14 protein-coding genes and 1 pseudogene are annotated in these 15,427 nt (G+C 46.9%); 7 read left to right on the plus strand and 8 right to left on the minus strand.

The genetic code is table 11. The features are described 5' to 3' along the window. Window positions 1–91: 91 nt before the first annotated feature. From F1593_RS07885 to F1593_RS07895, 3 genes are all read right to left on the minus strand, one after another. Window positions 92–631 (minus strand): PadR family transcriptional regulator, encoded by a 540-nt coding sequence (locus F1593_RS07885; RefSeq protein ID WP_172631951.1) that lies wholly within the window; start codon window positions 629–631, stop codon window positions 92–94. Window positions 632–856: 225 nt separating this feature from the next. After that, a complete protein-coding gene (locus tag F1593_RS07890) occupies window positions 857–2,110 on the minus strand; it encodes a cytochrome P450 (protein WP_149401014.1) in 1,254 nt (417 codons plus the stop codon). A 119-nt stretch (window positions 2,111–2,229) separates the two neighbouring features. After that, entirely contained in the window at window positions 2,230–2,472 is a 243-nt protein-coding gene (locus F1593_RS07895) for a ferredoxin (RefSeq protein ID WP_149401015.1), read from the minus strand. Between the two features lie 130 nt (window positions 2,473–2,602). On the opposite strand from F1593_RS07895, the pseudogene F1593_RS07900 reads away from it, so the two are divergent. The 5 genes and pseudogenes from F1593_RS07900 to F1593_RS07920 form a co-directional block, all read left to right on the plus strand. Further along, window positions 2,603–2,794, plus strand: a pseudogene (locus tag F1593_RS07900) (IS5/IS1182 family transposase); the annotation flags it as partial. A 360-nt stretch (window positions 2,795–3,154) separates the two neighbouring features. Beyond that, window positions 3,155–3,631: an FMN-binding protein gene (locus F1593_RS07905; protein ID WP_149401016.1), complete on the plus strand. Its 477-nt coding sequence runs from the start codon at window positions 3,155–3,157 to the stop codon at window positions 3,629–3,631. A 6-nt stretch (window positions 3,632–3,637) separates the two neighbouring features. Further along, window positions 3,638–4,384 (plus strand): FAD:protein FMN transferase, encoded by a 747-nt coding sequence (locus tag F1593_RS07910; RefSeq protein WP_149401017.1) that lies wholly within the window; start codon window positions 3,638–3,640, stop codon window positions 4,382–4,384. A 2-nt stretch (window positions 4,385–4,386) separates the two neighbouring features. Then, window positions 4,387–5,898, plus strand: coding sequence for an RnfABCDGE type electron transport complex subunit D (locus F1593_RS07915; RefSeq protein WP_149401018.1), 1,512 nt, complete (start codon window positions 4,387–4,389; stop codon window positions 5,896–5,898). A gap of 275 nt (window positions 5,899–6,173) precedes the next feature. Next, a complete protein-coding gene (locus F1593_RS07920) occupies window positions 6,174–8,489 on the plus strand; it encodes a transglycosylase domain-containing protein (RefSeq protein ID WP_149401019.1) in 2,316 nt (771 codons plus the stop codon). Window positions 8,490–8,598: 109 nt separating this feature from the next. Here F1593_RS07920 and F1593_RS07925 read toward each other — a convergent pair whose 3' ends face one another. The 5 genes from F1593_RS07925 to F1593_RS07945 all read right to left on the minus strand — a co-directional run bounded on the left by F1593_RS07925 (window position 8,599) and on the right by F1593_RS07945 (window position 12,937). Beyond that, window positions 8,599–9,543, minus strand: coding sequence for a glycosyltransferase family 2 protein (locus tag F1593_RS07925; RefSeq protein WP_149401020.1), 945 nt, complete (start codon window positions 9,541–9,543; stop codon window positions 8,599–8,601). Between the two features lie 224 nt (window positions 9,544–9,767). Beyond that, window positions 9,768–11,078, minus strand: a complete 1,311-nt coding sequence (locus tag F1593_RS07930; RefSeq protein ID WP_235932520.1) for an RNA-guided endonuclease InsQ/TnpB family protein — start codon at window positions 11,076–11,078, stop codon at window positions 9,768–9,770. Next, window positions 11,065–11,658: an IS607 family transposase gene (locus F1593_RS07935; RefSeq protein ID WP_149401021.1), complete on the minus strand. Its 594-nt coding sequence runs from the start codon at window positions 11,656–11,658 to the stop codon at window positions 11,065–11,067. Before F1593_RS07935 ends, F1593_RS07930 begins: the two co-directional genes overlap by 14 nt. Before the next feature lie 236 nt (window positions 11,659–11,894). Beyond that, window positions 11,895–12,299: a response regulator gene (locus F1593_RS07940; protein WP_149401022.1), complete on the minus strand. Its 405-nt coding sequence runs from the start codon at window positions 12,297–12,299 to the stop codon at window positions 11,895–11,897. A 188-nt stretch (window positions 12,300–12,487) separates the two neighbouring features. Beyond that, entirely contained in the window at window positions 12,488–12,937 is a 450-nt protein-coding gene (locus tag F1593_RS07945; protein WP_149401023.1) for an SRPBCC family protein, read from the minus strand. Between the two features lie 681 nt (window positions 12,938–13,618). Here F1593_RS07945 and F1593_RS07950 point away from each other — a divergent pair. After that, on the plus strand, window positions 13,619–14,383 hold the full coding sequence (locus F1593_RS07950; protein WP_149401024.1) for a glycosyltransferase family 2 protein: 765 nt from the start codon (window positions 13,619–13,621) through the stop codon (window positions 14,381–14,383). A gap of 29 nt (window positions 14,384–14,412) precedes the next feature. Next, window positions 14,413–15,414 (plus strand): glycosyltransferase family 2 protein, encoded by a 1,002-nt coding sequence (locus F1593_RS07955; protein WP_149401025.1) that lies wholly within the window; start codon window positions 14,413–14,415, stop codon window positions 15,412–15,414. Window positions 15,415–15,427: the final 13 nt, after the last annotated feature.

Consider the following 15,427-nt stretch of genomic DNA (forward strand, 5'->3'; position numbering starts at 1 on the left):
TGTGTGGAAAAAAGTGGTCAACAACCGCCTGCCGTGTTGTTGGGAGACAGCCTGCCACCATGGGGCGAATGGCCTGTCCACAAAAAAGATGTCACAAGGCATTAAACTGCACCTGTTCGATCATTTGCGCCAGCCACTCAAGTTCCGCACATATTTGTTGATCATTGAAAGTATTCAATTTTTCGACATAGGGCTGTACTTTGCCCACAATGGGGGAATCAAGATATTTCTGGTATCGTCCCTGGTCCTGGAAACGGGGCTGGAGCACCTGTATACGCGTTTGCAGGATCTTCACACGATCCTCAGGCTCCAGGAAACCGAAGAGGGCGAAACGCACATAGAATTCCATATCGTTGCGAGCGATCGCGTGTGGGAAATCGCGCAGCATCTCGCGCAGTTCGGCCAGACCATGGTCCGTCAAATGATAGATGTGGCGATCGGGCTTTCCTTGTTGCTCGATCGCTTCGCGCCGCACCGCACCTATCGCCTCAAAACGCCGTAGCGCTGGATAGAGCTGATTATGGTGCAGCGTCACCAGTCCGCCCAATGTCTGATCGTAAGCCTTCTTTATCTCATAACCATGCATTGGGCGAGAAAGTAGCGCAGCAAGTATAAGCATATCCGCAAGCATATACGTCCATCCCCGATATATTTCACAAAAGAGCAAGAAAGACTGCACTAGCCTTTCTAGAGCATTGAGATCGTTTTGCCTGACTATATCGGGCAAAATCTGTAGGGCAGTATGTGAGCCCATGGTAAGCTTGCGCAGTCTTTCGATACGAACCTCAGAATGTTATACCACAACCTCTGCCGTCTACCACCTTTTCGCGAGCGGAAACATCGGAATGGCGGACGGCTACCAGACCACGGGGAGATGAGCTGGACCAATGGTCGCCGAGTCGTTTGAACGCCAGGGCACTTCAGACGGCGCAACCGCCAGGCGGACGTTGGGCAGGCGTTTGAGTAGGGTGGTCCACAGGACCTGCATCTCCATACGCGCCAGTTGCTGACCCAGGCAGGCGTGGATGCCGCGGCCAAAGCTGAGAATAGGATTTGGCGTGCGATCAAAATTCACCACGTTTGGATCAGGGAAAACCTCTGGATCTTTATTGCCAGCGAAAAAGGATAGCATCAGTACTTCGCCCGGTGGGACACGGATGCCGCTGAGCTCGACCTCTTCGCGAACGATGCGTGGCCGCCCGCCCGCGCCCAACAGCGTGATGCGCAGAATCTCCTCGATCGCAGACGCCATTGCATCTTCATCATCGACGCGCGCTTTCAGCTGTTCCAGCAGATCAGGGCTCTGAAACAGCACGAAAGCAGAATTGGTAAAGCTCGTGCTGGTTGTCTCAAAACCGGCGGCGACCAATCCAAGCGCGAAAGAGAGCATCTCCTGCTCGGTAAGCACGTCATCGCCCTGTTCGCGGTTCTTTACCAGCATACCCAGAACGCTATTGCTCGGATTGGCCCGCTCTTTCTCGATCAGAGGTGTAATATACTGCACCATTTTCTCCCAGCGCTCCTGCTGCTCTTCTCGAGTGGCAGTGCGTGAGAGCAGATCGCGTCCCCATTCGCGGAAGAGCTGCTCGTCTTCATAGGGAATACCCAGCAGTTCGCAAATGACGGCCATCGGCGTCTTGATCGCGTAGTCTTCATAGAGATCCGCCGGTTGCCCCTTGAGCTCCATCTCATCGATCAGTCGATTGGTCAGCGCGACCACCCCTGGGCGCATCTCGTTGGCGTGCTTGACGGTGAAGGCCTGCGTGACCAGGCGGCGAATCTGGTTGTGGCGCTCAGGCGTCACAGTAAACAGCGAACCCTCGCGTGTACGGGACGCGACCTCCTGGCGTGGCACATCGCCGTCCGAGCCCAGAATGTTGCCACAGCGCCGCGCGTCATTTGCCGTCTTCGTAACATCTGCATGGCGGGTCAACAGGAGCGCCTCACCGCCGTATGGCATCTTCACGCGCGCTACCGGGCACTTTGCTTGCAACTCCGTATACTCTTTGGGTAATTCCAGACTATGATCGGCCAGCGGAAACGGGAAATGGAGCGGTGCTTCCTGCTGTACATCCTGCACCTGGATGTTTACGCCCTGTTCGTTGCTCATAATAGCTATCTACTCCAATCTGGTATTTGCCTGTTTTATCACTATCTCGCTGAAATGAGAGCCTCTTCGCATTTGAGAGTGCTCGTTCCACAGGTGGTGAACACTGCGCTCTACGTTTATCAGACCGCCTGGTCATTTTCTACAACGACGAGCTCTGATTGGTTTGCTTCGTCCTCAATCGTGAAGACTTGGTTTGGACAGAGATCTACAGCCTGCCGCACTTTTTTCAGCAGCGCCAGAGCAGGCCGCTCGTTGAGAATGTGAACGGTGCCATCGCTGTCTCGCTGCTCAAAAACGTCAGAGCAGGCAAGCACACAGTTTCCGCTCGCAATACACTTCTGGGTATACGCGATCACGCGCACGTCATCACCTCCTTTCTGATATGTTATGTTGACATAGGTAATGCTAACATATAAGAGAGACAATGGTCAATGTTATGAGAGGGAAAGTTAAAGCTGGAAATGGATAGGTAGGAACACCCTAAGCGCGTAGGGGCTGCGTCTGGAGGTAGTTCGCCTGCCTGAGGCCAAACGGGGCTTTGTCCTCTTGCCCCGCTCTCTGGTCGTGGAGCGCAGTTTTGCCTGGACGACCCGCTTTCGTCGCTTGGCGCGCGACTACGAGCGTTGGCTGGAGACCCTTTCCTGTAAGGAGGGTAGGCCGTGGAAATACGTATCCATGCTGTGACTGATGTTGCTGTGTTCCATTTTAATTTTACCTTGACCAAACTTATAGACAGGCAAAAATGGGTGAGATGAGTATTGTATAATCTCTATCATAAATTGCTTTACAAATTCTTTACAGCATTGTGCCCTTTTTTTGATAACTATCAGCTATTTTTAAGCTAGCCAGAATAATACTTTCTGGGCGAGTAATGAGCAGATAATAGTGGAATAGATAGCATCTTTCTGTCTCTCATCAGTACTTAATGTTAGAGTGATAAAACTATGTGTGTAGTGGTAAATAAGCATCTTTGTACGCCTGGTATAGTAGGCCTGGTATAGCAAAAATGGTGGATATATCTATCTTGAAAGGAATCTTTGGACGATGAAGAAATTTGCTGTGGCAGCCCTGATCATTGGGGCCTTCCTTATCTATAGTATTTTGTATGATCATTCAAATGCGATTCCCTTTGTACCAACCAGTGCAACGGAGACCAGTACCGCAACCGACTCCACGACGGGCTCTTCCACCACAACTCCTACGCCATCCAGCACAACTGGTACATCATCTGGTGGACTCTACAAGAATGGCTCCTATGTGGGAAGTGTGGCTGATGCACACTGGGGAAGCTTGCAGGTGAAAGCAATTATCAAGAATGGCAAGATTGCCGATGTACAGTTTTTGCAGTATCCAAATGATCGCAATCGCTCAGTGGATATTAACAATTATGCAGACTCACAACTTACTACGGAGGCTATCCAGGCACAAAGCGCGAATGTTGATATCATTACTGGCGCGACTGATACCAGTGAGGCATTCGTCCAATCTCTTTCAGATGCCCTTACGCAAGCCAAAGTCTGATGCCTTATGAAACAAACGGCTCTTATTATGGGTATGCCAATTACGCTGGAAGTGATGGATGCAACAGTCACGCAATCTGATCTGAATGCCGTGTTTGCCTACTTTGTCTCGGTTGATACTGCCTTTAGTACTTACCAGACAACCAGCGAGATTTCAAGAATCAATCGAGGGGAGCTTGCTGTGGAGAATTGTAGTGCTGCCATGCAAACGATTCTGGCATTAAGCGAGCAAACGAAGCAAGAGACGCATGGATATTTCGATATCCAGCACAATGGTTACTATGATCCTTCTGGTATTGTGAAAGGCTGGGCTATCCAAAATGCTGCCAGCCTGTTGTCTGCACGTGGATATCAAAATTTCTATATCGATGCCGGGGGAGATATTCAGGTAGCTGGTTTTAAGGATGGATATCCCTGGCGTGTCGGCATTCGCAATCCTTTTAAGCATAGTGAGTATGTGAAGGTTCTTACGCTCTCAGATCGGGGTGTGGCGACCTCTGGCACAGCCATACGTGGGCAACACATCTACAATCCATATCATCCTGATGCAGCGCTACTGGAGATTGTCAGTCTGACAATTATCGGTCCAAATGTTTATGAGGCTGATCGCTTTGCCACCGCTGCCTTTGCCATGGGAAAAGCAGGCATCCAGTTTATTGAAGATCTGGCGGGATTTGAAGGATATATGATCGATGTGCATGCCAGAGCAACCTTTACCAGTGGCTTCAAAAAGTATGTGTTGCAGGAAATATAGCTATGATAGATTATGTATTAGATCGCGTTACCATGTATCGGTTGGTCCTCTATGTATTGATTGGTTTGTTGGGCCTTGCAATGGTTTTAGCGGCTTTCAAACTGCTTCCTTTTTCGCCCTTAACACTGCTGGTTTCCACTGGTTTTTTACTCATTCTCTGTTGGGCTATGAATACTGTACTTGCCTTTATCTTTAAGGTACCGGCGAACGTTGAATCGGTCTATATTACAGCTCTTATTCTGGCGTTAATCATTGATCCAGTCAAAACGCCGGGTGATTTCCAATTCCTGGGCTGGGCATCGATTCTGGCAATATCCTCTAAATATATGCTCGCCCTCAAGAAAAAGCATCTCTTTAATCCTGCGGCAATTGCGGTCGTGATTACTTCCTTTGTGCTAGGAGAATCAGCAAGTTGGTGGATTGGCACTGCCAGTATGTTGCCGGCTGTATTGCTTGGTGGTCTGCTGATCGCACGCAAGCTTCGTCAAACTGATATGGTCATGCTCTTTTGTGCGACTGCATTCATCTGTGTGACTATCTTCTCCCTCATTCAGGGCAAGCCAATCCTGATAGAGATAAAACAGTTACTTGTGTTATCTCCCCTTTTCTTCTTCGCTTTTATCATGCTTACTGAGCCACTGACGGCCCCTCACACGAGAAATCTGCGTCGCTTGTATGGGATTCTTACAGGGATCTTATTCATTCCTCAACTGCACCTTGGTCTTGTTTACAGCACACCTGAACTGGCCCTGGTGCTTGGCAACATTTTTGCCTATCTGGTCAGTCCAAAGCAAAGAGTTACCCTGAAGCTGAGTCGAAAAAACAAAATGGGAGCTGGACTGCTTGATTTTGTCTTCAAACCATCTCAAAAATTATCCTATGAGCCTGGACAATATATGGAATTTACGCTGGATCATCCCAATCCAGACAGCCGAGGAAATCGGCGCTACTTTACATTGGCATCCTCGCCAACCGAAAAACTTATGCACGTAGGCATCCGTTTTTATGATCAGAGCAGTAGTTTTAAAATGGCTTTGTCTAAGATGGATGCTCGTACTATCATGGTGGCTGCTCAGATCGCCGGTGATTTCACCCTGCCATCTGATCCTACGCAAAAGCTTGTATTCATCGCTGGTGGCATCGGTATTACACCGTTTAGAAGTATGCTGAAATATCTGCTTGATTCCCACCAAAAACGCGATATTGTTTTAGTCTATGTCAACCGAACCGTCGATGAAATCGTATACAGAGATGTGTTGGGTACAGCACAGGATAAATTAGGCGTCAAGATATTCTATACCCTGACTGATCCTGGCGCGCTACCGGTTGGTTGGAATGGCTTCGTAGGTCGCATTGATGGGCATATGCTGCAACAGGCTATCCCTGATTATCATGAGCGTACCTATTATCTTTCAGGACCACCAACCATGGTGCGTGGCTATGAACGCACTCTGAAAGAGATGGGAATTAAGCAGGAACAAGTAAAGAAAGATTTTTTCCCCGGGCTCGTTTAAAAAGGGATAGGCAAAACAAATCCTGGTAGAAAGTTTCTTTTCTTAGCGCGATACTTCCTCTCTCTTTCACTATAGAGTTGTGTATTGTATTCAATCAAGCGTCATTCCAGGAACATTCAGGTAATTTGAGTTGAGTTTTGTACGCTTTTTGGGGATTGTACGCCGTTTTCCTGACCCATATTGCCTACTATGTCAATGTACATATTGAATTTTTTTCCTGATGTGCAACAATCCTAATAAATAGAAGGCTGTGTGATTCTAGAAAGAGATAGATTATGGCGACCGGAATGCGCACCGGAGATACTTCTAATTCTCCTGACTCAGAAGAGAAGAATGCCCAGTTGCAGGTTTCACAACCTGTTGATGCTGGTGAGCATCTCAGGCAACCTGCTAAGCTCCCATCTTATAGCCAGGCGGCTGCAGCGCAGCGTTTGGCTGATAAACCAGAACCGCTAGAACGTGGCGCGACCTATGAGGCCTCTCAAACACGTCCACACGAGCCGGGCTGGTATACAAAGCGCCACTTGAAGCGCAAAAATTTGCGTGGCACGAATGCACGCGTGGCTGTGACGACACGTACGAGTACGCGTACAATGGTCTCTTTGGGTATCAGTATTGCCTCAGTATTGCTTGTGGCTGTGATCATTTTTGTTACGTTTCAGGGTTTTGCGAACGCGGTAAATCAAAAATATCAGAGCCGCGTGACGACACTTCAGGATATCCTGCCCAAAGATAATCTGAAGCTGTACGATGCGCAAGGAGATCTTATCTATCAGGCACAAGATCAAGGTATCCAAACGAGTCTTCCTTTAGAGAAGATTTCTCCTAACCTGATCCATGCTGAGGTAGCGATTGAAGACCAAAACTTTTGGAAAAATGATGGCTATGATATCGCAGGCATTGTGCGGGCCGCAATTGCTGATTTGACGGCTCATGGAGTGGTAGCGGGTGGCAGTACCATTACCCAGCAATTAGTAAAAAATACGATTGTTGGTAATCATGATAATGCTCTCCGTAAATTGCAGGAGATTATCCTTTCTCCTGAGGTAACGCATTATTATACTAAAAATCAAATTTTAGATATGTATCTTAATACTGTTTATTATGGCAATATGGTTTACGGCGCGGAGGCCGGGGCTACCCGGTATTTTGGTTTGCAAGATACCCCGAAGGCCACTGCTGCGCAACAGCTTGATATTGCTCAGGCTGCTGTCCTGGCCGGTATTCCTAGTAACCCGGCTTTGCGTAATCCAATTGCTTATCCCAAGAATAGCATTAAACGAACACTTGAGGTGTTGCAGCAAATGTATGTGCAACACTACATCACCATACAGCAAAAGGATGCGGCTGCGCAAGAGATACAGCGGCCTGGTTTTATCAAGCCTACCTATCCACCACAGGAACAGGCCGCGACCTATGTGAGCTATGTAATGAGTGAGTTGGTAAATGATACAAATGCGAAACTAACAGATCTTTCTCGCTCTGGTTTGATTGTCAAGACTGCCCTGAATCTCAAGTTACAGAACTATGCCCAGGCAGATGCTAAAACGCATATCCAGCAGATGGCGGCGCACAATATGTCTAATGCCGCTGTAGTAGTGATTGATCAGCATACCGGGGCATTAAGCGCGATTGTGGGCAATATTGATCCAAATAATCCCAAATATGGATCATTCAATGTAGCTACCCAGGGATACCGCCAGCCGGGTTCCTCTTTCAAACCCTATGTTTACGCGACTGCTTTTCAGCAAGGCGTTGCCAGTCCTGGCTCAATGGTGCTCGATGCACCGCTGACCATTCCGATGTGTTGTGGTCTGCCATCCTATCAGCCCCAGAACTATAGCCGTACGTATGGGGGGATGATGACCTATCGTCATGCATTGGACAATTCCTTAAATATTCCCGCAATCAAAATCGAGCAGGCGGCAGGGATTGACCAGTCGTTGCAGACGGCAGAAAAGATGATGGGAATTTCAGATGGCAGTACTACAAAAGCTGCCAATGTCTTTTATGGCACGCCCAATATTTCCATGGTTTTGGGTGCGTTAAGTGTTCGCTTAATTGATAATACTGAAGGCTACGCAACCTTTGCGAATGGTGGAGTACGGGTTCCCTATCATGCAATTAGTCTTATCACCAATCAAAACGGAAAAGTTGTGTTTCAGCCTAATACGCATGGTAAGCGCGTCATAGATGCAGCTGCAGCATTTATGATTACCAGCGTACTAACTGATAACAGTGCACGCTATGATGAGTTTGGACCGTGTAGCTCTCTCTACCTGTATAGCAACAGTACATCGCAATGTTATGCTGGTAATCCTGGAAAAATCACTCCTGCCGCCGCCAAAACTGGTACCTCTAACTCCTTCGTGGATAACTGGACTATGGGCTATACTCCCAGTTATACTGTTGGTGTCTGGGCTGGCAACAATGATAATTCACAGATGATCAATGTTACCGGCGTTGATGGAGCTGGTCCTATCTGGCACGATGTGCAGATGTACCTGAATCAGGGACGTACTAATCTTCATTTTGTAGGAGCGCCATCCTCTGTTGTCAAACAAAATGGAGACTGGGTGTTGAAAAGATAAGCCTTCTTTTCTCGCTGGTTCTGATACAGGAATGTCAGCTCTATTATTTCATGCACGAGCTAATATAGCTGACATTCCTGTATCTTTGTTTCCCTTCTGGACATTTCATTTAAACAGTCTCTCCTGAACTATTTTCCACATGCACTGTTTGCGAAACTTGTGTTGGAAAGCCATGTAAAAGCCATTGCCAGATTCCTGCATGGCTGGCAACTTTTGAGAGGTAGATGAATGGGGCGTAGAGGAGGATTGCTGGATACTCGCGAATGTTTAAACGAATGATGTTTAAAGTGGCTCCCAGTGAGATGGGAAACATCATAATGGGATAAAGTATTGGGTGTTGTACGAACGTTAAAAGTTTGTTGCGGGATGATAAATTGAGGTAGAGCCGTTTGACATACAAACCGCTGACACGCCCATAAAAATAACTATAGCTCACCAATGCCTTGAAGGTAGTGCGGCGATGATCGTGAGTAACTTTAATGGCTGGTTGATAGAGCGTTTTATAGCCTTTTTCAAGGAGGCGGAAGCAGAAATCTATATCCTCTTCTGAACGCAATGTTTCATTGAAGCCCTTTACCTCCTTAAAGATCTGTGCGGGAACACCCATGCTGGCGGAACAGATGATAGTTTCTCTGGCCTGGTTGTTTTGATAAAAACCGAAGCGGCTGAAATCCACGCAGCGTGAAAAAAAAGCATTTGATTTGCCCACGATCTGTCCACCTACGGCTTTGATGTCTGGATCAGTGAGTGCGGCCACATTTTGAGCTATCCAATCCGGCGCAGGTTCACAGTCATCATCGAGGAAGAGAAGATATGTCCCTGTGGCTGCATGTGCGCCAATATTACGAGCCTCGCCGGGATAGCAGATATTATATTTTGTCTCCAGCGCTTTAGCACCATACCGTGTGGCTAATGGACCGCTGCCTGCGCCAACCAGAATGATTTCAATGAGGTCAGACGGATATGTCTGTTGTTGCAATTTCTGAAGCATATTTTCAGATAGTGCCGGGCGTGTGAATGGAATAATAATACTGACATGTGGATTTGACATCATTTATCCCGTTTCCTGTGCAATCAGGATGAAGCTATTATGTTGAGCCAAGTGTTTTTTATAAAATGAGTGAGCTTTGGCTCGTAACTTTGAGACTCTCTCGTTGAGCGTTACCATTCTAGATGTTGACGCCAGATTTTCCTGGTTAGTTCATGAGTCTCATCATTATACTTCTAGTGTAGCACAGACACATTCATTGCTGGTAAAGTGTTGAATCCCTATAGTTCCTAAACTCTAGCGAATCCTGACACGAGGCCAGAATGCACCTTCATTTTCGGGTTCATGCGGGGAATGACAATCCGCACAGGATGGACTACTGGCAGATGGACCCTGCTTTTCCCATCCTCTACACCGTCAAGCCCGAAGGCATTCGGTGCTACTTTTCTGACAATATTGCCAGAGCCATTGATATCGGCATTGATGAGTCGCCCATCTTTCGCTCGATACAGGCCGCGCTTGATCCGCTTGCCACTAAACTGATGCTCGGTGGTCTCGCCCTTTTTGTATGTGGGCAGAGGATCCCGATCCAGGAAGCTGGCTTTGCTTGTATAGGACTCCTCGGTCAGAATGACGCGAATCCCCACACGCTCCGCTTTGTAGGTGAGCATCGCAATAAAACGAGCATGAGGGATCTGCACAAAGTGCTGGTTGGTCCGCTTCCCCAGGTTGGCATCCTGCTTCCATCCGTCATTTTTGCCGATGATCAGTGTCCCGATCCCATCGGCGACCAAAACATCGAGAAGGAAACGAGAGGCATGATGCAGATCCTGCTCAATGCGCCGATTGCGCGTGTTCGTGAGCGTTTGCATGCGGGGCGTACTGCCAGTGCGTCCGAGAGATTTTTGAAGTTGTGCGCGACGTTTATTATAGAAGTGATTGGTCGACTTGATGCCGCGCCCGTTAACAATGACGGGCACAAATCCCGGTTTGTTTGAAGTTAGCGCAGCCAAGTTGTTCATCCCGACATCAATACCTGCGATGAGTGTTGGATCAATCGCAACGCCTTTGGGAGCAGGCTCGTAGACCACCTCAACGACGAAGTAGCCTGATTTGGGCACGATGCGGACCTGGGCAATGGTGTCGGGATCTTGCCTCGTTTTGACGTGAAGAGCGATGCCCGATGGCTGAATGATGCGCCTGCCAAGCGTTCGCTTCGAGCGGCTGACAGCCTGCATGGTGTAGATGAGCACCTGTCGCCCCGCCGTTTTGTGCAGATATCCAGGCAGCCTGGGACGTGCCTTGAACTTCGATGGATCTTCTTTAGAGGCTTTGAGAGCCTCAAAGAAGGATTTCCAATTCTTCTCCAGAAGCCGGAGTACTTGTTGGGCCACCTTGGCGGGAAGCGCTTTGTATGCCTCGTGAGACTGCATACGTTTGTCCATCGCGCCATAGTTCAGGTATTTCCCCTCTTTAATGAACGCCTGCCTGATTTCGTAGAGAGCCGCATTGTACAGATTTTTAGACGCAAAGCAAGCAGCATCAATAGCCGTGTATCGTCCATCTTTTTGGTCGATGACATGCAGCTCAACTAATTGCATCTTGCTCCTCCTTTGCCTGTAATTGTTCGACAATCTTTTCTGTTTTTCGCTTGGCTCGTCGTTGCCCGTAAAGTCGTGCACAGAACGAAGAGATAATGGAGGTCAAATCAGCGAGCAGGTCTTCTGTCCCATTTTCAGCCTGATTGACGACTTCGAGCGTGCGCCCCTGGACGCGCAATAAGGACTCGATGTAGCGCACTCCGAAGCGACTGGCACGGTCTTTGTGCTCGACAATGATCACATCGATGGAAGGATCTTCGAGCAAGGCCAGAAACTTCGGACGTGCGTCATTGATGCCTGATCCCACCTCTTTCACGACCTTGCTGATCTGATAGCCCCTGGCTGCACCATAGGCCACCAACCGTTCTGCCTGGCTGTCCAGGTTCGTTTTGTTCTCAGCAGAAGACACCCGCGTATAGATGGCTACTTTCTTCTGATGATCGGAAAAGGGTTCTTGGCCTTCATCGATCATCACCGTATGTTTGCCGACGCGATGGCCTTTGATCTTGCCATCACGAAACCATCTCCATGCCGTCTCGTACCGGACGCCTTGTTGCTTTGCATAGTCACTTAACTTCATAGCTCTAGTATATCATGATAGTCAAGGATAGTCAAGGATAGTCAAGGATAGTCAAGGATTCGCTACGTTTCTTAGAAACGTTTATAATACTCTTTTGGGTAAAGAGAAAAACCATAGCAGGCCAGCTTTGTTGGCTATAATGCTCAGGCTTAAAGATGCATTGTAACGTTTTTTGTTGTGGCAATCTATATCTATTTCTATGTAGAGCGACATACATAGAAGTGGCATTGCTATTTTTATGATGACGGTGTCAGAAGATTCTGAATAGAGGTGAGAAGATGATCAATTTCAAATGGTTTGTTTAATGTGATGAGATGGCGTACCTGTACCTCTTCTTCAGGAGGAGCTGCACTGATGATTATGGTTGGAATATGTTTAAAGTTTCGTTTTGTTTGTAAGAAATCATAAAGTTGAATCCCATTCATATGCGGTAAATGATAATCAATTACTAGCAGATCGGGAACCAGATCTTCAAATACATGGAGTGCCTGTTCAGGGTCAGTAACGAGAAAGGCAAAGTAGCCGGTTTCTTCTACAATAATCTGAACCAGACTAGAGCCCACATTTGCGTCATCTTCAATAACAAGAATCGTTCTATTTTGAGTATTATCGCTCTTATCATCAAAGATGTGGGATTGCATAATCAATAGATCCTTTCTCTTCCTTTATCGCTGGTGTCTATTTATTTATTTATACTACGCAGGAAGTTGGCACCGGGCTTCAATTGTGCACACAAAAAAGATTCCACGCAAATTATCATAACGAGAAAATACGCAGAATCTTTTTTTGATAGATTACATGCCGAAAGAAAACAGCATTTTACTGCAGGTTAAATATGTTTCTCTAGATTTTTGAAGAAGTGATCGAGAACGCTTTTTACAGCACCTTTGATAATAAATTCTGGTGTGGAGGCCAACTTGCCTTCCAGTTGTGCATCGGTGACATAGTTAATAATTGTTTGTTCACCATCATGGCTCAGATCAACCGCACAGCGGGCATTGATTGATCCCAGGGCACTGCTTGGTGTACTGGCGAGCACGAGATGCGTTGGCTCAACAACCTCTTCAGGCTTGACGAACACGGTATATGCACCGGAAGGAAAGCCTGGAATGTTGAGTGAAATGACCAATTTAATATGACGACCGGTAGCCCAGGGCACTTCTGCATATTCAGCTGAACTACAGCCAGGGACACTCTCTTTGAGAATAGCAGGATTAAGCAGAGCCTGAAAAACCTGCAACTGAGGTGCCTTAAATTTTTGCGAACCTTTGATTTCCATGTGAATCGTAACCCTTTCTTTCTGGCATCAATTTACGTTTTTGATGTCGTGCTTTGTCTAATGCCGAAGTAAAATAATGAGCGCATGTAAACCTATCATTCAAACGGTAGTGCATACAGTCGCGTCTCTTATCATAATCAATTTCTTTCTATCAATCAATTAGCGAGTAGTTAAGTACTAGCGATCCGTTTTTCTTACCTCGACTTTGTACAATTTTGAAACCTCTAGGAGTTTTGGTTGAATACCTCTTCAATGTGGCTATGAAAATGATATTATGTGTACAGCCGAGTATAATTTTCATTATAAACTCTTTTTTTATGATCGATAACAGTGTATTGCAACCTGCATTTTTTTGTCGTTGTATAGATATACTCGTATATACAGTACTTTCTGCTAGTTAAACTCAATTTTTTTGTAAAGTATGTTATTTGATAAGTGAGGCATTCAACAAGCGGTCAGGCATAAATGGCAAAAGATCTGCATAGACAGAATTCTATTTAATGCAATGAAGCCAGTAGAGTTGTTTATTGCGAAGTAGGACTCTGGAGAAGAGGCTGTCTTGCCTTTATACTTCTTTCCTGAGAAGGTGTATCACTACGGTATATATATTCAGTGTACGGACATATCCTGCTTATTATAGTGGAACAATTTAACTGCTCAAGTCTTTTTAAAGGAATAGTAATGTACGCGGATCAAGCGAAGCCAACTATTAGTATTGTCATTCCAACGCGCAACGAGGCACAAAATCTCTCATATTTATTGCCGCAAATCCCTGCTGATATTGAAGAGATCATCCTTGTAGATGGTCATTCAACTGATGATACTATTGCTGTTGCCCAAAAATTACGTTCTGACATACGAATTATCCAGCAGACTGGCATTGGCAAAGGAGATGCTATGCGTGCCGGTTTTGTGGCCTGTACACAGGACATCATCGTGATGCTGGATGCCGATGGGTCCGCTGATCCAGCCGAAATTCCCTTCTTCGTGGATGCATTGAAGAGAGGTGGGGATTTTGCGAAAGGGTCACGCTATCTCAAGGGTGGTGGCAGTAGTGATATTACTCCTTTGCGTCAGGCTGGAAACTGGGCACTCTGCGTGTTGACAAATCTTTTATTTCGAGAGAAATTTACTGATTTATGTTATGGCTATAATGTTTTCTGGCGACGTTGCCTGGACCTGGTGACATTAGATGCTATGGGTTTTGATATTGAAGCGCAACTCTGCTTGCGTATGCTTAAGGCTGGCGTTCGGATGGTGGAAGTTTCCAGTATGGAACATTCACGTGTCTTTGGTGAAAGTAATCTCAATACTTTTAAGGATGGCTGGTTGGTTTTAAAAGTTATTGTATTTGAATGGATGCATCAGAGCGTGCCACAGCTTGCCCCAAAGCAGCAACAAAGCGCCACTATTTCTATGCACACTTCTGAAGAACTATCGTTGTAGGCGCGTAATGTAGAAAGGGTGGGCCACATATGACAGTATCTGCCAAGAGCTTCTCAGTGATTATTTGTGCTTATGCTTCTGAACGTTGGAGCTTATTAACTGAAGCCGTCGCTTCAGTTCAAGCACAAACCTATGCAGCGTATGAAATTATCGTTGTAATCGATCATAATCCTGCGTTGTTGCGACAAGCACAGGAAAAATGGACAGATATTCGGGTGATTGCCAATAATCAGTCCCGTGGCCTATCAGGTGCGCGTAATAGTGGCGTGGCAGCAGCAAGTGGCGATGTGGTGGCTTTCTTAGATGATGATGCCATGGCTGAAGTAAATTGGTTGGCTTCTATGCATGATGCTTTGCTTGATTCCCAGATTTTAGGAGTTGGAACTGCAGTGCGTCCTGCGTGGGAAGTACGAGAACCTGCCTGGTTTCCTGTCGAATTTCAATGGGTCGTAGGTTGTACATATCGAGGTATGCCGCAGGTCAATGCGCCGATACGTAATCCTGTAGGGGCGAGTATGTGTATACGGCGGATGGTGTTCCAGGCAGTGGGTGGCTTCCGCAATGGCATTGGACGTATTGGTACCTTACCGATTGGCTGTGAAGAGACAGAATTGTGTATTCGGGCCCGTCAGCATTGGCCGGAAGGTCAGTTTCTCTATTTGCCACAGACTTCTGTTTCTCATTACGTTCCACAAAAACGAGCAACCTGGCGATATTTTTTCAAACGTTGCTATGCTGAAGGGATTTCTAAAGCCGCAATTTCTCGTCTGGTGGGAACGCAGGACGCGCTTTCGTCAGAGAGTGCTTATACAATCAAGACGCTGCCTGCTGGCGTCCTCCGCAATCTGGGTCTGGCCTTATTAAAGGTAAGTGCTATGCGTCTGGTTTGCGCGGCCGCTATTATCATGGGTTTCGGTATGACTGTGATCGGGTATCTGATCGGCAAATATGCTCCCCTTTCTTCAGGCGTGGACCAGGATGTTCCCTCATTCCCGAGCGGGGAGCAACGCCAGCAAGAAGTTTCTTTATAGCTGAGACAGATAG

The organism is Dictyobacter arantiisoli, from assembly GCF_008326305.1.
In the GTDB taxonomy this organism is placed as follows: Bacteria; Chloroflexota; Ktedonobacteria; order Ktedonobacterales; family Ktedonobacteraceae; genus Dictyobacter; species Dictyobacter arantiisoli.